We start from the raw sequence: 22287 nt of genomic DNA on the forward strand, positions 1-22287 counted from the left end.
CAATCGAGCCATGAAGCCTCCCGCCGACCGCATCACGCTGCAGTTCTTCGCCGAGCCGATGGACTCGGCCGTCGGCGGGAAGACGGTCGCCGCGGGCAGCGTGCTGGAGTGGATCGACAAGGCCGGCTACGCCTGCGCCGTCGGATGGAGCGCGTCATACTGCGTGACCGCCTACGTCGGCAACGTGCACTTCACCCGCTCGATCGCCCCGGGCGACCTCGTGCAGGCGCACGCCCGCATCGTGCACACCGGTCGCACCAGCATGCAGGTGCTCGTCGTCATCGAGTCGGCGAGCCCGCGCACGCGCGAGTTCTCGATCGCGACGCACTGCATCCTCGTCTTCGTCGCGGTGGACGCGAACGGCTCGACGACGACCGTGCCGGAGTGGCGACCGCGCACGGACGAGGATCGTGAGCTGAGGGCGAGCGCCGAGCAGCGGATCCTCGTGCGACGGGAGATCCGCGAGGCGATGCTCGCTCAGGTCTACTCGGACGCGGGGACAGCGCCGCGAACGGTGTTCCGCTTCCTGTCCGCGCCGTCGGTCGCGAACTGGGGCGGGAAGGCGCACGGCGGCACGGTGATGCGCTGGATCGACGAGGCCGCCTTCGCGTGCGCGGCCGGCTGGTCGAGCGAGCACGCCGTCGCCGTGTACTCCGGCGGCATCCAGTTCGCCAGCCCCATCGGCATCGGCGACCTCGTCGAGGTCGAGGCGCGACTGATCCACACGGGGCGGCGATCGATGCACATCGCCGTGCACGTGCGGGCGGGGAGCCCGACGCGCCCGCACGAGCTCCCTCTCACCACGACGTGCATGACGGTGTTCGTCGACCGCGGCGACAGCGGACGTGCGCTTACGATCGCCCCGCTGCCGCTCGAGTCGGAGGAGGACCGCCGCCTCGACCGGCACGCCCTCGAGCTGGTCGAGCTGCGCAAGAAGCCCGCACCGATCCCTCCGAGCGCACTGTCCGTCGCACCAGTCGCGAGCCGATAGGCGGCGAGAGATCAGAGGGCGGCGAATCGTCCGCCGTGCGGGGCCGCGTAACCGAGCGGTACCCCGTCCAGGGCGAGTACGAAGTCGCCATCCTTGGCCACAGGCTTGCTCGGGAGCCGGGCGGCGACATCGGGGAGCGCCAGGACCCCTTCGAGGCTCACGCGTCGCGCGTCACGTCGTGAGATGACGGATTCCGCGGCCGCCCGCGCCGACTCATCGAGGTACGCGAACACTGCGCTGTGCATGATCACCACTGTCGAGTCAGACGGGGCTCTCGCGACGAGGGCGGGAAGCTCGGTCACGAGGTCGCCGTGAAAGATGGCTGGCGGGTCTTCGCGAAGCACGTCGACCGCGCGACGGAATCGATCCCGTCTCGCGGCGTGCTCCGGCCAGATCAGCGTCTCCATCCAGGAGCGCTCGTCAGCGTCTGAGAGATCGACCGGATTCAGATCAAGGCCCGCACGCCAGACAATGTCCGGCATCCGCGCAGGGGCCTCTGTGCCTTCGACGGCACACTCGATCACCAGCGAACCGTCATCGGCAGGTCCGAGCGTGCGTGTCGTCCGTCCGTGGGTGAATCGATAGCCGTAGCGATCCGGAATCAGGCGCCACCCGGGTTCGGCTGCCGGTTCCCGTCAGGCCGAGCGCGAATCAGCGGAAGCCGAGAGTCCGACTCTGAGACAGCCACAGCCCACGCCTCGTAGATGTCACTGGAACCGCGGGCTTCGATCTCCGCCCAGCGGCGATACCCCTCGGCGATTCGATTCACGGCGCAGACCGCAGCAGCGCTACCCGCCGAGCGCCTTGCGGATGCGCTGCACCGAGATCGGCCCGTGCGCGCCGAGCGGCTGCGCGAAGAGCGAGATGCGGAGCTCCTCGAGCATCCACCGGGCGGTCACGAGGTCGGGTCGCGCGTCGGGCGGCAGCGGCAGCGAGCCGCCCGCGCGGGTGAAGAGCGTCGTCGCCTCCTGCTGCTCGGTCATGCGCTGGCGGTCGCGGCCGACGTCGTCGGCGAGGCGCTCCACGCGGTGGGTGATGCCGCGCACGTAGACGGCGAGGCGCGGCAGGCGATCGAGGCCCGTGCGTGAGAGGAAGCCGTCGAACACGAGGTGGTTCAGGTGCTCGCGCGCGTCGGCGAGCGGCGCCATGAGCGACATCGACGAGGCGCGCCCGATCGCGACGTCGGCCTCGCGTGCCGCGGCGAGCACGGAGACGCACGTCGCCACGATCCGGAACAGGCGGTCGGGGAGTCCGGCATTGACGCGATCGCGGAGGGCCTCGAAGGACGCGCGATCCCAGGGGATGCCGCCCGCCGCATCCATCTCGGCCTCGACGACGGCGCGCAGCGCGTCGTCGATGAGCGCCGCGGTCGACCGGTACGGTGAGGCGGCGAGGGTGAGCTTCTCGGGCGTCGTGAGGTGCTCCTGCACGTACGACAGCGGAGAGGGCACGCCGAGCTGCACGAGTCTGCGGACGCCGCCGCGGTGGGCGCGCTCCTGGTCGGCGGCGGTCGCGAAGAGCTTCAGGGCGACGCTCGAGCCCTCGTCGACGAGGGCGGGGTAGGCGCGGATGGTCGTCTCGCCGCGCCGCGAGTCGAGCGCGCGCGGGAGGGTGCCGGCGGGCGCGCCCGAGCCGGCGCCGATCGAGTCGTCCCACGCCGTGATGCCGCCGCGCTCGATCGGACTGCGTGTCGCGGCGGTTGCGACGCGGGCGACCGAGTCGCGCGTGCGCTCCTTGAGCTTGGCCTGCAGAGCGGTGAGGTCGGTGCCGCGCGCGAGGCGCGACCCGCGCTCGTCGACGACCGCATAGCCCATGCGCAGGTGGGCGGGCAGGCGCTCGAGGTCGAAGTCGTCGGGCTCGACGGGCGTGAACGTCTGCCGCCGGATCTCACGCGCGAGGAACTCCGTGATCGACAGCTCGCGCAGATCGGCGCCCTCGGGAACCGCGGCGAGCAGCTTCGCGGCCCAGTCGGCGGCGGGCACGACGCTGCGGCGGATCGCCTTCGGCAGCGTCTTGAGCAGCGCCGTCACGAGCTCGAGGCGCAGCCCGGGCACGAGCCAGTCGAATCCCGCGGTGTCGAGGCGCGGCAGCAGCGGCAGCGGCACGGTGACGGTGACTCCGTCGTCGGCGGTGCCGGGGTCGAAGCGGTATCCGACACTCAGGGTCTGGTCGCCGAGCGTGAGCCGAGTCGGGTACGCGTCGTCGTCGACCGCGATCTCGTCGGCCTCGACGAGATCGTCGCGCGTAAGGGTCAGCAGGTCGGGATGCTCGCGCCGGGCATCCCGCCACCACTTCTCGAAGCGGCGCACGTCGGTGACGTCCGCGGGGATTCGCGCGTCGAAGAAGTCGACGATGCGCTCGTCGTCGAGCAGGATGTCGCGGCGGCGCGTGCGCTCCTCGAGCTGCTCGAGCTCCCGGCGGGTGCGCTGGTTGTCGCGCAGGAAGGCGGTGAGGCGCTTGTCGATGCGCGAGACATCCCAGTCGCCCTCGACGAGGGCGTGCCGGATGAACAGCTCGCGCGCCTGCGCCGGGTCGATGCGGGCGAGCTGCGCGCGGCGCCGCGGGATGATCGGCACGCCGTAGAGCGTCACCTTCTCGTCGGCGACCGCGGCGCCCTGCCGCTTCTCCCACCGCGGCGCGCTGTACTGGCGCTTGGCGAGATCGCCGGCGATCGGCTCGGCCCACGCGGGGTCGATCGCCGCGATCGTGCGCGCGAAGAGGCGACTCGTCTCGACGAGCTCGGCGGCCATGATCGCGGCGGGCTGCTTCTTCGCGAGCCCCGAGCCGGGGAAGAGGACGAAGCGGCGCTGGCGGGCGCCGAGGTAGTCGCGCTTCTCGGCGTCGCGGATTCCGAGATGGCTGAGAAGGCCCGCGAGCAGCGAGCGGTGGATGGCGTCGCCGTCGGCGCCGCTCTCGGCCGGGCGGCGAGCCTCCTCCTTGGTGAGCAGCCGCAGCTGCTGGCCCTGGCGGGTGAGCTGGCGGTAGACGTCCTGCCACTCTCTGATTCGGAGGTAGTTGAGGAACTCGGCGCGCACCTCCTTGCGGAACTGGTTGCCGCTGAGCTCGGACTGGCGCTGCTGGAGGTGGTTCCAGAGGTTGAGCAGGCTGATGAAGTCGCTGTTCGGGTCGCGGAATCGCGCGTGCAGCTGGTCGGCGCGCTCGCGCTTCTCGGCCGGTCGCTCGCGCGGATCCTGGATCGACAGCCCGGCGACGATCGCCATGACCTCGCGCACGACGCCGTGCTTCCTGGCCTCGAGCACCATGCGGCCGTAGCGGGGGTCGAGCGGCAGCTGGGCGAGGTCGCGGCCGAGCTGGGTGATGCGGTTCTCGCCATTCGCCGGCACGATCGCGCCGAGCTCGAGCAGCAGGTCGAGGCCGTCCTTGATGCCGCGCTTGTCGGGCGGCTGCAGGAAGGGGAAGCGCTCGATGTCGCCGAGCCCGAGCGAGATCATCTGCAGGATGACCGCGGCGAGGTTCGTGCGGAGGATCTCGGGGTCGGTGTACTCGGGACGCTTCGTGTAGTCGAGCTCGGAGTACAGCCGGATCGCGATGCCGTCGCTCGTGCGCCCCGAACGGCCCGAGCGCTGGTTGGCGCTCGCCTGCGAGATTGGCTCGATGGGCAGCCGCTGCACCTTCGCGCGGGCCGAGTAGCGGCTGATGCGGGCCGTTCCGGTGTCGACGACGTAGCGGATGCCCGGCACGGTGAGGCTCGTCTCGGCGACGTTGGTCGCCAGAACGATGCGGCGACGGATGCCCGCGGGCGCCCGCTCGAACACCCGGTGCTGCTCGGCCGCGCTGAGCCGACCGTAGAGCGGCAGGACCTCGGTGCCTGCGCCGCGCGGAGCTTGGCGGGCCAGGTGGCCGCGCAGGGCATCCGTCGCGTCACGGATCTCGTTCTCGCCGCTGAAGAACACGAGCACGTCGCCGTCGCCGCTGCCTTCGCGCGCGAGCTCGTCGACCGCGGCGATGACGCCGTCGATCATGTCGATGGCCTCGCCGGGGGTCGACGGGCCGTCGGCCTCGTCATCGTCGGGGTCGGGGTCGGTCAGACTGTCGGTGTCGACGCCGTCCGGGACGAGCGGCCGATACCGCACCTCGACCGGGAACGTGCGCCCGCTGACCTCGATGATGGGGGCGGGCGTGCCGTCGGCGGCGGCGAAGTGGGCGGCGAAGCTCTCGGGGTCGATCGTCGCGGAGGTGATGATGACTTTGAGCTCGGGGCGGCGGGGGAGGAGCTGCTTGAGGTAGCCGAGCAGGAAGTCGATGGTGAGGCTGCGCTCGTGGGCCTCGTCGATGATGATCGCGTCGTAGTTCCTGAGCTCGCGGTCTCCGCGGAGGGCGGCGAGCAGGATGCCGTCGGTCATGAGGGTGACGCGCGTGGTCTTGCCGACCTGGTCGGTGAAGCGCACCTTGTAGCCGACGAGCCCGCCGAGCTCGGTGCCGAGCTCTTCGGCGACGCGCTCGGCGATCGTGCGGGCGGCGATGCGGCGCGGCTGCGTGTGGGCGATGCGCTCCCGGCCGAGCTCGAGCAGGATCTTCGGCAGCTGCGTCGTCTTGCCCGACCCGGTCTCGCCTGCGACGATGACGACCTGGTTCGCGGCGATCGCTGCGGCGATGTCGTCGCGTCGCTGACTGACCGGCAGGTCCTCGGGGTAGGTGATGCGCAGGGGGGCGGCGCTCGCCGGAGAGGTGGCGGCGCGGTCCGCGGTCGCCGACGGCGCCGACGAGTCGGCCGGCGTGGTCTCGGGCTGCGCGGTCATGAGCCCTCCAGTCTAGATTCCCGCACCTGCGGCCTCGCCCGCCCGCTCAGCCCGCTCAGCCCGCTCAGCCCGCTCAGCCCGCCCCTCCCGCCCCGCCCGCCCAGCCCGCCCCGCTCGCCGGCCCGCCGGACCGCCGGCCGAGCCGGCCCGCGGCCACGCCGACCGACTGCGGTTTCTGTTTCGCCAGTGTGCCTGTCGCGGCACGTGCCGCGCTTGGCCGTAGTCGTCCACAACCGGGAGGGGCCCGGCGCACTCGACTGATCCGACGCAGGCGCCCCGCGGCATGTGCCGCGGCGGGCACACTCGCGAAATGGAAACTCTCTTCCTGCTGGCGCACCCGCTGCGGTGGCGCCTCATCGAGATCCTCGCGAGCGGCGAGCACAGCGCCGGGCAGCTCGCCGACGCGGTGCAGTCGATGCGGGGCGTCGGACGCGAGGCGGTCTCCAAGCACCTCGGCCGCCTCCGCCGAGCGGGCCTCGTCGAGATCCGCATCGACATGAACAACCGCATCTACCGGCTCAGCCCTCGCGTCATCGGGGCCCTCGACGGTCTCGTCGCCCACCTGATCCAGTTACGAGCGGCGACCGAGTACGACGACCTCGACCTGGACGGCGGCGACCGCGACATCGGCTGGGAGCCGCCGCCGACGTTCGACACCGAGGAAGACGTCGCGCGCTGCTGGTGTATACGACGGGGCCTCTATCTGCAGAATCGCTAGCGCCCGATGCCCTCAATGTATACATTGAGGGCATGGCGATGGATGCGGCGGTGAAGCGGGCGAGCGCCCTCACCTCCGCCGACCGCGCGTTCGAGACGCTGCGCACGCAGATCGTCGAGGGTGAGCTCGCGCCCGGCGCCCCGCTCGCCGAGGTCGAGCAGGCGACGCGCCTCGGCGTGAGCCGCACGCCCGTGCGCGAGGCATTCGCCCGGCTCATCGCCGCCGGGCTCGCGACCGAGCGCGGGCCGCGCTCCCTCGTCGTCTCCGACATCGACGCGGCCGACGTCGCCGCGCTCTTCGACCTCCGCCGCGCGCTCGACGAGCAGGCCGCCCGCCTCGCCGCCGCCCGCGCGTCCGCCGACCCGCACACCGCGGCTGCCTTCGCCAACCTCGCCGACCGGTTCCGCGCCGTCACCCCATCGACCCTCGCCGACGACGATCCCCAGCGCCACGGCTACTACGCCCTCGTCGCCGAGTTCGACGCCGCTCTCGACGACGCGCTCAGCCGCAGCCCCTACCTCGCGGCCGCGATCGCGAGCACGCGCGTCCACCTCGCGCGCGTGCGGCGCCTCGCCCGCGACGATGACGCCCGCCTCGCGGCCAGCGCCGCCGAGCACGGCGCCATCGCCCGCGCGATCGCCGACGCGGACGGCGAGCGCGCCGCCGCCGCCACCCGGCTGCACCTGCACGAGGCTCTCACGAGCATCCACCGCCACCTGCCGCCCGGCGCCGGCCAGAACCAGGAGACACCATGACGACCGTCCACACCGTCCGCACCTACAAGAGCAGCGAGCCCCTGAGCGCAGAGAACCAGCTCGCCGGCAAGCTCGCGGCGCTCGCCGCCGAGCAGGACCGCCCGCTCGACGACCGCGCCGTCGACATGGTCATCAACCGCATCATCGACAACGCTGCCGTCGCTACCGCGAGCATCGGCCGCGCCCCCGTCGTCAGCGCGCGCGGCCAGGCCGAGGCGCACCCGTACAGCCCCGGCGCGACCGTCTTCGGGCTGACCCAGCAGCAGCGCGTCAGCCCCGAGTGGGCCGCCTGGGCCAACGGTGTCGCCGTGCGCGAGCTCGACTACCACGACACCTTCCTCGCCGCGGACTACTCGCACCCGGGCGACAACATCCCGCCGATCCTGGCCGTCGCGCAGCACACCGGCCAGAACGGCGCACAGCTCCTCAAGGGCCTGCTCACCGGCTACGAGATCCAGATCGACCTCGTCCGCGCGATCTGCCTGCACGAGCACAAGATCGACCATGTCGCCCACCTCGGCCCGAGCGCCGCCGCCGGCATCGGAACGCTTCTCCAACTCGACCAGAGCACGATCTTCCAGGCCATCGGCCAGGCCCTCCACACGACGACCGCCACGCGCCAGTCGCGCAAGGGCGAGATCTCGACCTGGAAGGCGCACGCCCCCGCCTTCGCCGGCAAGATGGCCGTCGAGGCCGTCGACCGGGCCATGCGCGGCCAGACGAGCCCGAGCCCCATCTACGAGGGCGAGGACGGCTTCATCGCGTGGCTGCTGAGCGGCCCGGATGCCCGGTACGAGGTCCCGCTGCCGGACAGCGGCGAGCCGCTCACGGGCATCCTCGACAGCTATACGAAGGAGCACTCGGCCGAGTACCAGGCGCAGGCGTGGATCGACCTCGCGCGACGCCTCGGCACCGAGCGCCCCGAGCTGCGCGACCCCGCGAACATCGCGAGGATCGTGCTGCACACGAGCCACCACACGCACTACGTCATCGGCTCGGGCGCCAACGACCCGCAGAAGTACGACCCCACCGCGAGCCGCGAGACGCTCGACCACTCGATCCCGTACATCGTCGCCGTCGCGCTGCAGGACGGCCGCTGGCACCACGTCGACTCGTACGCCCCCGAGCGTGCCGCCCGCGCCGACACCGTCGCGCTGTGGCAGAAGATCACGACGACCGAAGACGCCGAGTGGACCCGCCGCTACCACTCGCTCGACCTGAGCGAGAAGGCGTTCGGCGGTCGCATCGAGATCGAGCTGACCAACGGCGAGAAGGTGATCGACGAGATCGCCGTCGCTGACGCCCACCCGCTCGGCGCTCGGCCCTTCGGCCGCGCCGAGTACGAGCACAAGCTGCGCATCCTCGCCGACGGCGTGCTGGCCGACGAGGAGGTCGACCGCTTCCTCGCCCTCGCCGCTCGCCTGCCCGGCCTGAGCGCCGACGAGCTCGGCGGCCTCACCGTCACGCCGATCAGCCCGGTGCCCGCCGCCCCGAAGGGACTCTTCTGATGCTCTCCACGACGACGACACCCAGTCAGCGCCGCCAGGCCTTCCGGGCGGGGCTGCGGAGCGACCGCCTGCAGGTCTTCCCCGGCGCGTTCACGCCGCTGAGCATCCGCCTCATTCAGGAGAAGGGCTTCGACGGCGCTTACATCTCGGGAGCCGTCATGGCCGCCGAGCTCGGCCTGCCCGACATCGGCCTCACGACGCTCACCGAGGTCGCGCAGCGCGCGCACCAGATCAGCCGCATGAGCGACCTGCCGACGCTCGTCGACGCCGACACCGGCTTCGGCGAGCCGATGAACGTCGCTCGCACGGTGCACGAGCTCGAGGACGCGGGCGTCGCGGGCCTGCACCTCGAGGACCAGGTCAACCCGAAGCGCTGCGGTCACCTCGACGGCAAGGCGGTCGTGGATGCCGACACGGCGATCAAGCGCATCCGTGCGGCCGTCGACGCCCGCCGCGATCGCGACCTCGTGATCATGGCGCGAACCGACATCCGCGGGGTGGAGGGCATGGACGCCGCGATCGACCGCGCGAAGGCCCTGCAGGACGCGGGCGCCGACGCGATCTTCCCCGAGGCGATGAGCACGCTCGAAGAGTTCGAGCAGATGCGCAAGGCGGTGAGCGTGCCGATCCTCGCCAACATGACCGAGTTCGGGAAGAGCCAGCTGTTCACGCACGCCCAGCTCGCCGACGTCGGCGTCAACATGGTGATCCACCCCGTGTCGCTCCTGCGCATCGCATTCGGAGCCATCGAGCGCGGGCTCGACACCCTGCTCACGACCGGCACTCTCGACGGCGAGGTCGCGGGCATGCAGACTCGGGGCAGGCTCTACGAGCTGCTCGACTACGAGGCCTACAACGCCTTCGACGACAGCATCTTCACGTACACCGGCCACTGACCCCGCACCCCCAAGGAGCCACCATGACCGAAGACATCCGCAAGGGCCTCGCCGGCGTCGTCGTCGACCGCACCGCCGTGAGCAAGGTGAACCCCGACACCAACTCGCTGCTGTACCGCGGCTACCCCGTGCAGGAGCTCGCTGCGAACTGCACCTTCGAGGAGGTCGCGTACCTGCTCTGGCACGGCGAGCTGCCGACGGATGCCCAGCTCGCCGAGTTCGAGACCCTCGAGCGGGCGCACCGACGCCTGAACCCCACGGTGAAGGACGCGATCGACGCCCTGCCGCTCTCGGCCCACCCCATGGACGTCGTGCGCACGGCCGTGAGCGTCATCGGCGCCCTCGACGAGACGCTCACGACCGACCGGACGTGGATCGATCTCGACCTCACCCTCGAGCGGAGCATCCGCCTCTTCGCCCAGCTGCCCGCGATCGTCGCCTACGCGCAGCGCCGCCTGCGCGACGAGCACCTCGTCGAGCCCCGCGACGACCTCGGCTACTCGGCGAACTTCCTGCATATGACCTTCGGCGAGGTGCCCGAGAAGGTCGTCGTCGACGCGTTCGACGTGTCGATGATCCTGTACGCCGAGCACTCGTTCAACGCCTCGACCTTCACCGCGCGCGTCATCACCTCGACGCTCAGCGACGTCTACTCGGCGGTCGTCGGCGCGATCGGCGCGCTCAAGGGTCCGCTGCACGGCGGCGCCAACGAGGCCGTGCAGCACACCTTCGACGAGGTCGGCTCGGCCGACGGCGCGCGCGAGTGGCTCGCGACGGCGCTCGCCGAGAAGCGCAAGATCATGGGCTTCGGCCACCGCGTGTACAAGAACGGCGACTCCCGCGTGCCGACGATGAGGGCCGCGCTCGAGACCCTCGTCGCGCACTACGACCGGCCCGAGGTGCTCGACCTGTACGACGCCCTCGAGACCGCGATGGTCGAGGCGAAGAACATCAAGCCGAACCTCGACTACCCGTCGGGCCCCGCCTACAACCTGATGGGCTTCGACACGACGATGTTCACGCCGCTGTTCATCGCCGCGCGCGTCACCGGCTGGACGGCCCACGTGCGCGAGCAGCTCGCCTCGAACGCGCTCATCCGTCCGCTGAGCGCGTACAACGGCCCCGACGAGCGGCACCTCACGGTTTCGTGAGTCAGCATGGGGCAATGACTTCTGCGATTCCCACCCCCCACCTGACGCTCAACGACGGCCGCACGATCCCGCAGCTCGGGCTCGGAGTCTTCCTCGTCGACCCCGCCGAGGCCGAGCGCATCGTCTCCGACGCGCTCGAGGTCGGCTACCGTCACATCGACACGGCGATGATCTACAAGAACGAGGAGGGCGTCGGTCGCGCGGTCGCCAAGTCCGGCATCCCGCGCGAGGAGCTCTTCATCACCACCAAGCTCTGGAACAGCGACCAGGGCACCGACTCGGCCCGCGCCGCGCTCGACACCTCGCTCGAGAAGCTCGGGCTCGACTACGTCGACCTCTACCTGATCCACTGGCCGGCGCCGAAGTACGGCAAGCACGTCGAGTCGTGGCAGACGCTCGTCGAGCTGCGCGAGAGCGGCAAGGCGCGGTCGATCGGCGTCTCGAACTTCATGCAGACGCACCTCGACGACCTCGCGCAGGTCTCCGACGTCGTGCCCGTCGTCAACCAGGTCGAGCTGCACCCCGCCTTCCAGCAGCGCGAGCTGCGCGCCTTCCAGGAGCCCCGCGGGACCCTCACCGAGGCCTGGGGCCCGCTCGGCCAGGGCAAGTACGAGCTCGCCGAGCTGCCGGGTCTCGCCGAGATCGCCGCGCGTCACGGCAAGAGCGTGCAGCAGGTCGCGATCCGCTGGCACCTGCAGGAGGGCATCATCGTCTTCCCGAAGACCACGAAGCGCGAGCGCATGATCGAGAACGCCGATGTTTTCGACTTCGAGCTCTCGGCCGACGAGATGGCGACGATCGCCTCCGCCGACCGCGACCAGCGCGTCGGCGCCCACCCCCTCAACACCGACTTCTAGGGGCGGGGCGGATGCCCGGCTCGCGCTGAGCTAGAGCACGAGCTCGGTGCGCTCGCCGAGCGGCGTCGCCGCGAGGAGCGCGCCGCCCGCGGGAGACTCGAGCCCGGCGAACTCCCGCTCGAGGGCGTCGCGACCCTCGCTGAAGTGCGTCCACTGGTCCACGTGCAGCCCCACGACTCGACGGGCGGCGAGCGCGAGGGCGGCGGCGCGCGCGTCCGCCGCGGTGAGGGTGAGGGCCGCATCGATCGCGGGGACGCGCGCCGCGCCCGCGAACAGGATCGCGGCATCCACCGCACCGTGGCGAGCGGCGATCGCGCGCACGACGTCGACCGACGAGTTGTCGCCCGACACGTAGATCGTCGGCTCGCCCGGAGCGGTGAGCACGAAGCCGATGACGGGGCCGAGCTCATCGGCGACCTCGAGCGGCCCGTGCTGCGCCGCGACGGCGATCACGCGCGCGCCGGCCGGGGCGTGCTCGGCGACCGCGTCGCCGACGAGCGCCGCGCTGTCGAGGGCGAGCGACTCGTCCTCGTCGAGTCCGATGACGGTCGCCGTGCCCTCACCGGCCTCGCAGCGGGCGGCGAGCTCGCTCGCGCCCTCGGAGGTCGTGATGACGAGCGGCAGCCCGAGCGAGACGGCGCGGCCGGCCACGTCGAGGTTGTCCTCGTGGTGATGGTGCGAGACGAGCGCGACGTCGATGCGGCCGAGGTCGGCGGCGGCGACGGCGGGCGGGTCGGTCTTCGTGAGGTCGTTGGGTCCGGGGCCGTAGACGGTCGGCGGGTCGAACGTCGGGTCGAGCAGCAGGCGCAGACCCGCCCACTCGAGCAGGGCGGTGGGCCCGCCGACGACGGTGACGGCGACCGGCGAGGCCGGGTGGAGGCTGGGAGACGCGGGGGAGTCGGAGGGGAGGCTCATAGGCTCGAATGTATGGCAGTCAGACTCGAGAACGCCGTCAGCCCGTACCTCCAGTCGCACGCCGACAACCCCGTCGACTGGTGGCCGTGGGGCGAGGAGGCCTTCGCCGAGGCCGCGCGCCGCGACGTGCCCGTGATGATCTCGATCGGCTACGCGACGTGCCACTGGTGCCACGTCATGGCGCGCGAGACGTTCTCCGACCCCGAGGTGGGCGCGTGGCTCGCCGAGAGGGTCGTCAGCATCAAGGTCGATCGGGAGGAGCATCCCGACGTCGACGCCGCGTACATGACCGCGGCGAGCGCGTTCAGCGACCAGCTCGGCTGGCCCCTCACCGTGTTCGCGACCCCGCAGGGGCGCGTGTTCTACGCCGCGACGTACCTGCCTCCGCAGCCCATCTCGGGGGTGCCGTCCTTCCGGCAGGTGGTCGACGCGGTTCTCGAGGCGTGGACGAGCCGCCGCGAGGAGGTGCTGCAGAGCGCCGACGGGCTGCGCGACGCGATCACCGCCGCGAGCCGCCGCGACCCCGGCGCGCTGCCGAACGCCGACGCTTTCGCCGAGATCGTCGCCGAGCTCGCGGGCTTCGAGGACCAGCTGCACGGCGGCTTCGGAGGCGCGCCCAAGTTCCCGGTCGCGCCCGCGCTGCTGTTCCTGCAGGCGCGCGGCTCCGCCGGTGATGCGGATGCCGATGCCCTCGCCGCGCGCACGCTGCAGCGCATCGCCGCGAGCGACCTGCGCGACCCCGTCGAGGGCGGCTTCTTCCGCTACGCCACCCGGCGCGACTGGAGCGAGCCCCACTACGAGCGCATGCTCAACGACAACGCCCTGCTGCTCGAGGTCGCCGCGCGCGCCGGGGCGCGGGAGACCGCGGCCGGGGTCGTGGGGTTCCTCCGCGAGATCTTGCGCGTCTCCGGCGGCCTCGCCTCGGGGCAGGACAGCGAGAGCCTCATCGACGGAGAGCGGAGCGAGGGCGGGTACTACGCGCTGCCGGCCGCGGCCCGCGCGGAGCATCCGCCGCCCGCTCTCGACGCGAAGGTGCTCACCGGCTGGAACGGCCTCGCGATCGGCGCGCTCGCCGTCGCCTCGCGGCTGCTCGACGAGCCCGAGTGGGCGGCGTTCGCGGCCGGGCTCGCCGACGAGCTGGTCGCCGCGCACCTGACCCGCGTCGACGACGGCAGTGATGACGACGGGGCGCCGCGACTGCTGCGCGCGAGCCGCGACGGGCGCCCGTCGACCGCCCGCGCGGCGCTCGAGGACTACGGCGACCTCGCCGTCGGCCTGCTCGAGCTCGCGATCACGACGGGCGAGCATCGCTACGCGACCGTGGCGCGCGAGCTCGTCGACGCGTGCCTCGTCGCCGGCGACCGCGAGGCCGTCGCGTCCGGGCGGCCGATCACCGCCGCGGTGCCCGGCGGCGGCGACCCCGTGCTCGCGGCGCAGGGCCTCGCGGCGGGGGAGGATCCGAACGAGGGCTCGGCCCCGAGCGGCGAGGCGGCGATCGCGCGCGCGGCCTTCCTGCTGCACCAGCTCACCGCTGAGCCGCGCTACCGGTTCTCCGCCGACGCGCTCGTCGCCGCGCTCGCCCCCCTCGCGCGGCAGCGGCCGATGGCGTTCGGGGCGACCCTCGCCGTCGCGTCGGCGCTCGCGGCGCCCGCCCGGCAGCTCGTCGTCGTGCGACCCGATGGCGCCGCGCCCGGAGAGCTCGAGGCGCGCGCCCGCGGGCCGCAGCGGGAGGGGACGCTCGCCATCGCCCTCACGGCGTCCGCGGCGTCGGCCTGGGCGGGCGCGGGATTCGCGCTGCTCGACGACCGGCAGCCGCAGGGGTCGGCGAGCACCGCGTTCGCGTGCACCGACTTCGTGTGCCGGCTGCCGGTCGCGAGCGTCGCCGAGCTCGACGCCGACGGCTGACAGGGGGAGGGGCGTCCGCCCTCGAGGTATTGTCACCCTGAGTCGATGGGTCTAGCATCGCGCTCGTGCGCATGCTCGCGTCGGCTCTCGCGATCGCGATGGTCGGCGCCCTCGTCGGCTGCGGCCCGACGGGGCCGATCGAGGCGGTCGAGATCATCGAGCTCGACGTGGCGCCCGTCGCGGTGCCCGACGCGGCACCACCGCTGCCCGACGACCCGGGCGGCATCTACTTCGCCACGGCGGAGCCGCTCGGCGACTACATCGCCCTCACCGGCGAGACGGTCGATGTCGCCGGGCTGCTCGAGGCCGAGCGTCTCGCCGGTGAGGAGCTGCGCGCCGCACTCGACGAGCCCGACCCCGACGCGCAGCCCGAGGCCGGGGCAGCGACCGGGAGCCCTCCGGGAGTCGCGCTCTTCGATCCGAGCCTGACGGCGGCGGACGCCCGGCCCGCCGCTACCGCGCAGCTCGCCTTCGTGGGGCCGCTGCTTCGCTCACCCACCGAGTCCGGCGGAGCGGGCGAGTCGCTCGTGGTCGGCATGCTCAGCTCGGGCCTGCTGGTGCCCGCCATGCAGGGCGCGTGGTGGGCGAGAGACCTGCAGATCGGCCAGTCGAGCGGGCGCATCGGCGACGCGCAGACCGCCGCCGCACGCAGCAGCGGTGAGACGGAGGTGCGTCGCGTCGGCGCGAATGAGCTGTCGGTCGCGATCCAGCAGGAGTCGACGTCCGCCAACGGCGTCACGACGCGCAACCGACTCACGCAGGAGGGGAAGGTCTGCCCGAGCGATGACGGTGAGTTCGACTTCACCGTGAAGCTCGATCGCGAGGTGACCGGCCCCGGGGGCGACACGGTGCGGGAGGAGCTCACCGTGCGCGTCACGGGGCGGCTCGGTGAGGACGGCTATCCCGAGTCCATGGCCATCGACGCCACCCAGGCGACCCGGGAGGCGCCCGCGGGCAAGCAGCCGATCTACGTCGAGACGCGGCAGACGCTGCCGGAGGCGAACATCCTCAACGTCGTCCTGGTCAGCCAGCAGCCGGCGCAGCTCGTCCGCTCCTCGAGCGGTGCGACGAGTGCCGACGTTCGTCGAATCGCCAGTCGCGCGGCCGCACGCCTCGGTGCGCTGTCGTGGGGTTCGGCACTGGGCTCCGTGACGGGGATGTGGAACAACGGCTGCGTCGGCATCGAGGCGACGGGTCCGAAGACGGCGCCGCCCCGGTCCGGCACCGAGATCCCGGTCGTCGTGCGCTCGAAGCTCTCGGCTGAGGAGTTCAGCTCCTCCGTCACGGCCGCGCTCACCGGCAGTGACTCGGTGTCACCCGATTCGTTCCGATCGACGAGCTCGGTCACGTTCGTGGCGGGCGAGGCGGGCACGCAGGGCACGATCCTCTTCCGGGCGGCGTCACGTCGCGGCGTTGCGACGAAGGAGATCACGATCTCGACCGGCGGCCGCGCGTACTTCGTCGAGGGCACGAACGGCGACGTGTACGCCTCGGGCGTGATCTGCGACCTCTCGAGCGGTCGCTCGTTCGATCTGGTCGGCACCGGCACTGTGACGACGTTCTCGCCGAACGATGATCGCAGCGGCACCTTCCGGTACGTCGACGACGGCACCTACGGGCAGGGCCTGATCGAGCTGGATGCGCGCGGCACGTACACGATCGCCCTCGAGCCCGACGGGCTCACGGGCCGCCTCACGACCGACGGCACGGGCACGACCGCCTACGAGACGCCGCTCGGCCGACAGGAGTTCGAGTTCCCGGCGAACCTCACCTTCACGATGACAGCGGTGGAGGGAACGCCCGACGCGTGCGCCGGATGAGGCGTCGACCGCGAGGTCAGGGTGCGGTCGGCGGCGAGGGCTCGACCGCCGGGCTCAGCGCACCTGCTTCTTCGCGCTGATGACTCCCGTGTCGAAGCCCATGAGGTGCAGGCCGCCGTGGAAGCGCGCGTGCTCGACCGTGATGCAGCGGTCCATGACGACCGTGAGCCCGCGCTTCTCGGCGTCGATCGCGGCCTCCTCGTTCCCGACGCCCAGCGGCACCCAGATGGTCGAGGCGCCCGCGGCGACGACGTCGTCGACGACGGAGGGGATGTCGCTCGCCCTGCGGAACACGTCCCCGATGTCGGGCACCCGCTCACGGGGTCGCGCGGAGCGGCGCCCGTGCGCGTCGTGCGCTCAGCCGCCCAGTCGCGACATCCACACCGACTCCGCGCCCGAGTGCCCGACGAGGATCGTGTACCAGACGGTGTAGATCATCCAGCCGGCCGCGATCACGGAGACGACGATGCGCGCGATCGCGAGTGCGCGCACGGGGGTCGCGCCGCGCCGCGCGGCCCGGGCCATCAGGTGGCTGATGACCGCCCACACGATGCCGAGCAGCAGGGCGATGCCCGCGATCACGGGAAGCTTCTCGCCGAGCTCCGCATGGACCTCGGGCTCGCCGACGCGCTCGGACAGCGCCTCACCCGACTCGGAGGCGACCCACGCCGACACCGCGCCGACCGCGAGAGCGCCGACGACGCTCCAGCGCACGGCCGCGTGGACCCGCGGGAACGCCATGGCCACGATGAGGCCGAGGGCGGCGACGGGGAGCGCGATGACGGCGAGGTGCACCACGAGGGGGTGCACCGGCAGGCCGCCGATCAGATCGAAGACGCCTCCGCCCTCTGTGGGGCGAGCGAGCGGGGCGGCGGCGAGGGCGGCGAGAGCGGTCATGGCCGTGATCTTAGGGGTCGCGTCGATGCGGCGCGCCTGCGCCGCCACCGGACCCGCCGACGATCGGCGTCAGCGCACCTGCTTCTTCGCGCTGATGACTCCCGTGTCGAAGCCCATGAGGTGCAGGCCGCCGTGGAAGCGCGCGTGCTCGACCTTGATGCAGCGGTCCATGACGACCGTGAGCCCGCGCTTCTCGGCGTCGATCGCGGCCTCCTCGTTCCAGATGCCCAGCTGCACCCAGATGGTCGAGGCGCCCGCCGCGATGACGTCGTCGACGACGGAGGGGATGTCGCTCGCCTTCCGGAACACGTCGACGATGTCGGGCACCTCGGGCAGCGACGCCAGGTCGGGGTAGGCGGGCCGGCCCAGGATCTCGGTCGCGTTCGGGTTCACGAAGTACACGCGGTAGTCGCTCGACTGCTGCAGGTAGGTGCCGACGAAGTACGAGCTGCGGGCCGGGTTCGGCGAGGCTCCGACGATCGCGACGCTCCTGGCCCGGCGCAGGATGCCCAGCCGCTCCTTCGCGGACGGGCCCACCCAGGTCCGCTGCGACTTCAGCAGCTTCGCGAGCGGCGAGCTCGCCGGGATCGCGCAGGTGAGGCCGTTCGCGAGGGTGACGGTCTCGGTGCTGTCCGTCGCCGTCGCCGTCGGCGTCGCGCCCCCGGCATCCGTCGTCGTCTCGCTCATGTCACACCGCCTTCTGCGCCGCGTCGAGCGCCTGATCGAGGTCGTAGATGATGTCGTCCACGTCCTCGATGCCGACCGAGAGGCGCACGAGGCCGGGGCCGATGCCCGAGGCGTGCAGCTGCTGCTCGGTGAGCTGCGCGTGCGTCGTCGAGCCGGGGTGGATGATGAGCGTCTTCGCGTCGCCGATGTTGGCGAGGTGGCTCGCGAGCTGCACGTTCTCGATGAGCGCCTCGCCCGCGGCGCGACCGCCCGCGACGTCGAACGAGAAGACCGAGCTCGGCCCGATCGGCAGGTACTTCGCCGCGCGGTCGTGGTGGCGGTGCGAGGGCAGCCCGGCCCAGCGCACCTGCTCGATGCGCGGGTCGGCCTCGAGCCACTCGGCGACGCGGCGCGCGTTGTCGACGTGCGCCTGCATCCGGTACGGCAGGGTCTCGACGCCCTGGGCGAGCAGGAAGGCGGAGTGCGGCGCGAGCGCCGGCCCGATGTCGCGCAGCTGCTCGGCGCGCAGGCGCGTCAGGAAGGCGTACTCGCCGAAGTTGCCGTACCAGGTGAGCCCGCCGTAGTGCGGCACCGTCTCCTCGAACAGCGGGAAGTTGTGGTTCGACCAGTCGAAGCGGCCCGACTCGACGACGACGCCGCCGAGGGTCGTGCCGTGCCCGCCGAGGAACTTCGTCGCCGAGTGCACGACGACGTCGGCTCCCCACTCGATCGGGCGGCACAGGTACGGCGTCGCGACGGTCGAGTCGATGATGAGGGGCAGGTCGGCGGCGTGGGCGACGTCGGCGAGCCCGGCGATGTCGGCGATGTCGCCGCTGGGGTTCGCGATCGTCTCGGCGAACACGAGCTTCGTGCGCCCCGGGATGATCGCGGCGGCGTAGTCGGCCGGGTCGTCGCTCGCGATGAAGGTCGTCTCGACGCCGAAGCGGCGCAGCGTGACGTCGAGCTGCGTGATCGATCCGCCGTAGAGGTTGGCGCTCGCGACGATGTGGTCGCCGGCGCCGGCGAGGGATGCGAAGGTCACGAACTGCGCGGAGAGCCCGCTGGAGGTCGCCACGGCCCCCAATCCCCCCTCGAGGCTCGCGATGCGCTCCTCGAAGCTCGCCACGGTCGGGTTGGCGAGGCGGCTGTAGATGTTGCCGTACTTCTGCAGCGCGAAGCGCGCGGCGGCGTCCTGGGCGTCGTCGAAGACGAACGCGCTCGACTGGTAGATCGGCAGGGCGCGAGCGCCGGTCGCCGAGTCGGGGACGTTGCCCGCGTGGAGCGCGCGCGTGCGGAAGCCATAGTCGCGGTCGGCCATGGAGTCAGGCTACGTCGCGGCGGGGTGCGGCGGCGGTCGGCGGCGTCACAATCCGTAGCGTGCGCGGGGCGGGTTCGGCGGTGCTCGATCGGCGATCCCCACCGCGATCGAGCACCGCCCGGGCGGATCGACTCCGCCCGCCCCCGAACGCGAGCTCCCCACCGCCCCGCACCCTCGGGGCAGGCAGGCAGGATCGCGTCACATCGTGGCCCCCGCGCACGGCGCGAGGAGGGGATCGCCGCTGAGGCGTCGACGCGGGGTGGGCGTCTGCCAGGTTCTGCGGCGGGTGGGTACAGACAACCTAACCCCCGAACGGGTCACACGGAAGACGGTGTCGCGAAAAGGATCCTCGGGTGTCGGAAGCTCAGATCCAGCCCGGCAGCCAGTAGTGCAGGCGCAGGAAGTCGAGCGGCACGGGCGAGCCCGTCCACAGCGGCAGGAAGAAGACGCTGAGCGCGACGGCGGCGACCACGAGCGAGGCCACGACCGCGATGCCGAGCCGGCGTCGGGGCGCCGGATCGGCGGGCCCGCCGAGCACCGCACGCAGCACCGCCACGAGCGCGAGCGCGAGGAACGGCGTCAGCACGACCGTGTAGAAGAAGAACATCGTGCGCTCCGGGTAGAGCAGCCACGGCAGCCAGCCCGCCGCCACCCCGGTCAGGATTACGGCGAGGGCCCACGGGGAGCCGAACGGCGCGATCGCGGCGCGGGCGCCGGTTCCGCGCGCCGCCGCGACGGCCGCCAGGAGGCATCCGATCACCAGCACGATCACGGCCGCGACCGACGCCCACCACAGCAGCGGATTCGGAATTCCCGTGATCGCGACGGCCGTGCCGTCGCCCTGATCGACGTAGTGCATGTAGGTGGGGCGCAGTAGCAGCGGCCAGCCGAGCGCGGGCGCCTCGTACGCGTGCGGGCTCGACTCGCCCACGTGATACCCGTACACGGACGCCTGGTAGTGCCACAGGTTCTGCACCGCGTCGGGCACCCAGGCGAGGATGCCCGACCATCGCTCGCCGCCCGACGCGATCCACTGCCGGTCGTAACCGTCGCTCGACAGGAACCAGCCCGTCCACGTCACCAGATGCGCGGCGAGCGCCGCGGGCAGGACGAGCAGCGCGCTCGCCGGAGCCTGCCGCAGGAGCGTGCCCGAGGCCCACAGCGCGACGCCCGCGCTGCGGCGGTCGAGGGCGTCGGCGGCGACGGTGAGCACGGCGAACGCGGCGAGCAGGTAGAGGGCGCTCCACTTGATCGAGACGGCGATGCCGAACGCGACGCCGGCCGCGATGAGCCAGGGCCGCCCCCACAGCACGGGCCCCCAGTCGGTCGCACGCCCCTCGAATCGTCGTCGGGCGAGCCACTCTCGCAGCCGATGATGGCTCCCGCGCCGGTCGAGGATCACGAAGAGCACCGCGATGAGCACGACGAGCGTCAGCAGCCCGTCGAGCAGCGCGACGCGGCTCATGACGATCGCGTTGCCGTCGATCGCGACGAACCCCCCGGCGAGGCTCGCGAGCCCCACCGACCGCCACAGCCGGAACGCGATGAGCATGACGATCCCGACGACCGCGACGCCCGCGAGCGCCGTCGCGATGCGCCAGCCGACGGGCGAGTCGGGCCCGAGCGCGGCGAGGCCGAGCGCGATGATCCACTTGCCGAGCGGCGGGTGCGCGACGAACGCCGCCTCCGGGCCCACCGCGCCGGGCTCGCCCGCCGCGAAGGCCTCGTTCGCGCCCTCCGGCCAGCGGCCCTCGTAGCCGAGCTGCAGCAGGCTCAGCGCATCCTTCACGTAGTAGGTCTCGTCGAACACGAGCGTCCGCGGCTCGTCGAGCCCGATCAGGCGCGTGGCGGCCGCGACGCCGAGCACGAGCGTCGGTGCGGCGATGCGCACCGCGCGGCGGGCGGCGGGGGATGCCGCGGCCCAGCGCTCGTCGAGGCGCGAGCCGGGCATCCCGCCACCGACCCCCGAGGGTGCGGTCGTGGGTTCGGCTCGCGTCACGCGCTCATGCTAGCCGCGCCCGCCCCGGGCAGGACCCCGCCCGCTCCGGGCCGCCCCGGGCGCTCGAGTGGGAGGATGACCGGATGATCGTGCTCGCCGCCACCCCCATCGGCAACCTCGGCGACGCGTCGCGGCGGCTCATCGAGACCCTCGAGGCGGCCGAGCTCGTCGTCGCGGAGGACACCCGCACGACGGCCCACCTGCTGCGCGCCCTCGGCATCGAGAACCGGCCGCAGCTGCTCGCCCTGCACGAGCACAACGAGCGCGCGCGCTCCGCCGAGCTCGTCGAGCGGGCCCGCGACACCGACGTCGTCGTGCTCACCGACGCGGGCATGCCCGGCATCAGCGACCCCGGCTACGTGCTCGTCGAGACCGCGATCGCAGCCGGGGTCGGTGTCACCGCCCTGCCTGGGCCGAGCGCCGTACTCATGGCGCTCGTGCTGAGCGGGCTGCCGACCGACCGGTTCGCGTTCGAGGGGTTCCTGCCGCGCAAGGGGCGGGCCGGGTCGCTCGCGGCGCTCGCCGCCGAGCAGCGCACCCTCATCTTCTTCGAGGCGCCCCACCGCATCGGAGCGGCGCTCGCCGACCTGCGCGACGCCTTCGGAGCCGACCGCCGCGCCGCCGTCTGCCGCGAGCTCACCAAGAGGTTCGAGGAGGTCGCACGCGGCACCCTCGCCGAGCTCGCCGACCGCTACGCCGACGGAGCCCGCGGCGAGATCGTCGTCGTCGTCGAGGGCGCGCCCGCGCGGTCGGGCGACCTGCCCGGCGCGGTGGCGGAGGTCGTCGCGCGTGCGGCGGCTGGCGAGCGGCTGAAGGATGCGGCGTCGGCCGTCGCCGCCGCCACCGGGCTCGGCACGCGCGAGCTCTACGAGGCCGCGCTGGCGGCCCGGCGCGGGTAGGCGCGGGCGCGCGGCTTCCGCGCCGCGCGCCCGGGCCCGCCGCCCCCGAGCTGTCCCGTCCCCGCCGCCCCCGCGTTGTCCCGCCCCCGCCGCCCCCGCGCTGTCCCGCACCGACCCCTCTGACAATGCGTCAGTTTGATGACGATGCGCCACATTGATCCCGCGCATTCTCACCAATCCGGCGCATCGTTGGGTCGCACGGCTCGCACGGCTCGCACGGCTCGCACGGGCC

Annotated in this window: 17 protein-coding genes and 1 pseudogene; 10 read left to right on the forward strand and 8 right to left on the reverse strand. The window is 72.5% G+C overall.

Translation table 11 applies throughout. From position 1 onward, the window contains the following. Positions 1 to 10 precede the first annotated feature (10 nt). The gene (locus ASC54_RS05265) at positions 11 to 991 is read left to right on the forward strand and encodes an acyl-CoA thioesterase (RefSeq protein WP_055897114.1); all 981 of its coding nucleotides are present in this window, start codon (positions 11 to 13) and stop codon (positions 989 to 991) included. An 11-nt stretch (positions 992 to 1002) separates the two neighbouring features. On the opposite strand, the gene ASC54_RS05270 is transcribed toward ASC54_RS05265, so the two are convergent. Together ASC54_RS05270 and hrpA are read right to left on the reverse strand one after the other, a co-directional pair. Continuing rightward, positions 1003 to 1596 (reverse strand): DUF2332 family protein, encoded by a 594-nt coding sequence (locus ASC54_RS05270; RefSeq protein ID WP_082514859.1) that lies wholly within the window; start codon positions 1594 to 1596, stop codon positions 1003 to 1005. Between the two features lie 183 nt (positions 1597 to 1779). After that, positions 1780 to 5751 carry an ATP-dependent RNA helicase HrpA gene (gene hrpA, locus ASC54_RS05275; RefSeq protein ID WP_082514860.1) on the reverse strand — a complete coding sequence of 1324 codons (3972 nt, stop codon included), beginning with the start codon at positions 5749 to 5751 and terminating at the stop codon, positions 1780 to 1782. A gap of 310 nt (positions 5752 to 6061) precedes the next feature. Here hrpA and ASC54_RS05280 point away from each other — a divergent pair, with 310 nt between their 5' ends. The 6 genes from ASC54_RS05280 to ASC54_RS05305 are packed head-to-tail and all read left to right on the forward strand — an operon-like array spanning position 6062 to position 11636. Then, complete coding sequence (locus tag ASC54_RS05280; protein WP_055856725.1) at positions 6062 to 6469, forward strand: helix-turn-helix transcriptional regulator; 408 nt, start codon at positions 6062 to 6064, stop codon at positions 6467 to 6469. A gap of 32 nt (positions 6470 to 6501) precedes the next feature. Continuing rightward, positions 6502 to 7224 (forward strand): GntR family transcriptional regulator, encoded by a 723-nt coding sequence (locus ASC54_RS05285; protein ID WP_369813318.1) that lies wholly within the window; start codon positions 6502 to 6504, stop codon positions 7222 to 7224. Beyond that, entirely contained in the window at positions 7221 to 8732 is a 1512-nt protein-coding gene (locus ASC54_RS05290; RefSeq protein ID WP_055856723.1) for an MmgE/PrpD family protein, read from the forward strand. The genes ASC54_RS05285 and ASC54_RS05290 overlap by 4 nt, the downstream gene beginning before the upstream one ends. Next, positions 8732 to 9628, forward strand: coding sequence for a methylisocitrate lyase (gene prpB / locus ASC54_RS05295; RefSeq protein ID WP_055897121.1), 897 nt, complete (start codon positions 8732 to 8734; stop codon positions 9626 to 9628). The genes ASC54_RS05290 and prpB overlap by 1 nt, the downstream gene beginning before the upstream one ends. Before the next feature lie 23 nt (positions 9629 to 9651). Continuing rightward, the gene (locus ASC54_RS05300) at positions 9652 to 10779 is read left to right on the forward strand and encodes a bifunctional 2-methylcitrate synthase/citrate synthase (RefSeq protein ID WP_055897123.1); all 1128 of its coding nucleotides are present in this window, start codon (positions 9652 to 9654) and stop codon (positions 10777 to 10779) included. 14 nt (positions 10780 to 10793) lie between these two features. Continuing rightward, entirely contained in the window at positions 10794 to 11636 is an 843-nt protein-coding gene (locus tag ASC54_RS05305) for an aldo/keto reductase (RefSeq protein WP_055897126.1), read from the forward strand. Positions 11637 to 11666: 30 nt separating this feature from the next. Here the strand turns inward: ASC54_RS05305 and ASC54_RS05310 are convergent, their stop codons facing one another. After that, on the reverse strand, positions 11667 to 12551 hold the full coding sequence (locus tag ASC54_RS05310; protein WP_082514862.1) for an MBL fold metallo-hydrolase: 885 nt from the start codon (positions 12549 to 12551) through the stop codon (positions 11667 to 11669). A 12-nt stretch (positions 12552 to 12563) separates the two neighbouring features. Between ASC54_RS05310 and ASC54_RS05315 the strand changes: the two genes are divergently transcribed. Further along, positions 12564 to 14456: a thioredoxin domain-containing protein gene (locus tag ASC54_RS05315; protein ID WP_055897129.1), complete on the forward strand. Its 1893-nt coding sequence runs from the start codon at positions 12564 to 12566 to the stop codon at positions 14454 to 14456. 65 nt (positions 14457 to 14521) lie between these two features. Next, positions 14522 to 16276 (forward strand): hypothetical protein, encoded by a 1755-nt coding sequence (locus tag ASC54_RS05320; RefSeq protein ID WP_055856709.1) that lies wholly within the window; start codon positions 14522 to 14524, stop codon positions 16274 to 16276. 54 nt (positions 16277 to 16330) lie between these two features. Here the strand turns inward: ASC54_RS05320 and ASC54_RS05325 are convergent. The 5 genes and pseudogenes from ASC54_RS05325 to ASC54_RS05345 all read right to left on the reverse strand — a co-directional run. Beyond that, a pseudogene (locus ASC54_RS05325) lies at positions 16331 to 16588 on the reverse strand (CoA-binding protein); the annotation flags it as partial. A 45-nt stretch (positions 16589 to 16633) separates the two neighbouring features. Then, on the reverse strand, positions 16634 to 17173 hold the full coding sequence (locus ASC54_RS05330) for a DUF2231 domain-containing protein (RefSeq protein WP_156376731.1): 540 nt from the start codon (positions 17171 to 17173) through the stop codon (positions 16634 to 16636). 69 nt (positions 17174 to 17242) lie between these two features. Next, positions 17243 to 17860, reverse strand: a complete 618-nt coding sequence (locus ASC54_RS05335; RefSeq protein WP_055897137.1) for a CoA-binding protein — start codon at positions 17858 to 17860, stop codon at positions 17243 to 17245. Between the two features lies 1 nt (position 17861). Then, the gene (locus tag ASC54_RS05340; protein WP_055897140.1) at positions 17862 to 19157 is read right to left on the reverse strand and encodes an O-acetylhomoserine aminocarboxypropyltransferase/cysteine synthase family protein; all 1296 of its coding nucleotides are present in this window, start codon (positions 19155 to 19157) and stop codon (positions 17862 to 17864) included. A gap of 364 nt (positions 19158 to 19521) precedes the next feature. Next, positions 19522 to 21156 (reverse strand): dolichyl-phosphate-mannose--protein mannosyltransferase, encoded by a 1635-nt coding sequence (locus ASC54_RS05345; RefSeq protein ID WP_055897142.1) that lies wholly within the window; start codon positions 21154 to 21156, stop codon positions 19522 to 19524. 83 nt (positions 21157 to 21239) lie between these two features. Between ASC54_RS05345 and rsmI the strand changes: the two genes are divergently transcribed. Then, positions 21240 to 22055 carry a 16S rRNA (cytidine(1402)-2'-O)-methyltransferase gene (rsmI, locus tag ASC54_RS05350; RefSeq protein ID WP_055856698.1) on the forward strand — a complete coding sequence of 272 codons (816 nt, stop codon included), beginning with the start codon at positions 21240 to 21242 and terminating at the stop codon, positions 22053 to 22055. Positions 22056 to 22287: the final 232 nt, after the last annotated feature.

Source organism: Yonghaparkia sp. Root332 (genome assembly GCF_001425665.1).
Classification (GTDB): Bacteria; Actinomycetota; Actinomycetes; order Actinomycetales; family Microbacteriaceae; genus Microcella.

Bases quoted from the DNA above. Each gene is read 5' to 3' on its own strand.
- ASC54_RS05265 (WP_055897114.1), top strand. From the start codon at position 11: ATGAAGCCTCCCGCCGACCGCATCACGCTGCAGTTCTTCGCCGAGCCG.
- ASC54_RS05310 (WP_082514862.1), bottom strand. From the start codon at position 12,551: ATGAGCCTCCCCTCCGACTCCCCCGCGTCTCCCAGCCTCCACCCGGCC.
- ASC54_RS05300 (WP_055897123.1), top strand. From the start codon at position 9,652: ATGACCGAAGACATCCGCAAGGGCCTCGCCGGCGTCGTCGTCGACCGC.
- ASC54_RS05290 (WP_055856723.1), top strand. From the start codon at position 7,221: ATGACGACCGTCCACACCGTCCGCACCTACAAGAGCAGCGAGCCCCTG.
- ASC54_RS05280 (WP_055856725.1), top strand. From the start codon at position 6,062: ATGGAAACTCTCTTCCTGCTGGCGCACCCGCTGCGGTGGCGCCTCATC.
- hrpA (WP_082514860.1), bottom strand. From the start codon at position 5,751: ATGACCGCGCAGCCCGAGACCACGCCGGCCGACTCGTCGGCGCCGTCG.
- ASC54_RS05315 (WP_055897129.1), top strand. From the start codon at position 12,564: ATGGCAGTCAGACTCGAGAACGCCGTCAGCCCGTACCTCCAGTCGCAC.
- rsmI (WP_055856698.1), top strand. From the start codon at position 21,240: ATGATCGTGCTCGCCGCCACCCCCATCGGCAACCTCGGCGACGCGTCG.
- ASC54_RS05330 (WP_156376731.1), bottom strand. From the start codon at position 17,173: ATGACCGCTCTCGCCGCCCTCGCCGCCGCCCCGCTCGCTCGCCCCACA.
- ASC54_RS05285 (WP_369813318.1), top strand. From the start codon at position 6,502: ATGGCGATGGATGCGGCGGTGAAGCGGGCGAGCGCCCTCACCTCCGCC.
- ASC54_RS05335 (WP_055897137.1), bottom strand. From the start codon at position 17,860: ATGAGCGAGACGACGACGGATGCCGGGGGCGCGACGCCGACGGCGACG.
- ASC54_RS05305 (WP_055897126.1), top strand. From the start codon at position 10,794: ATGACTTCTGCGATTCCCACCCCCCACCTGACGCTCAACGACGGCCGC.
- ASC54_RS05340 (WP_055897140.1), bottom strand. From the start codon at position 19,157: ATGGCCGACCGCGACTATGGCTTCCGCACGCGCGCGCTCCACGCGGGC.
- prpB (WP_055897121.1), top strand. From the start codon at position 8,732: ATGCTCTCCACGACGACGACACCCAGTCAGCGCCGCCAGGCCTTCCGG.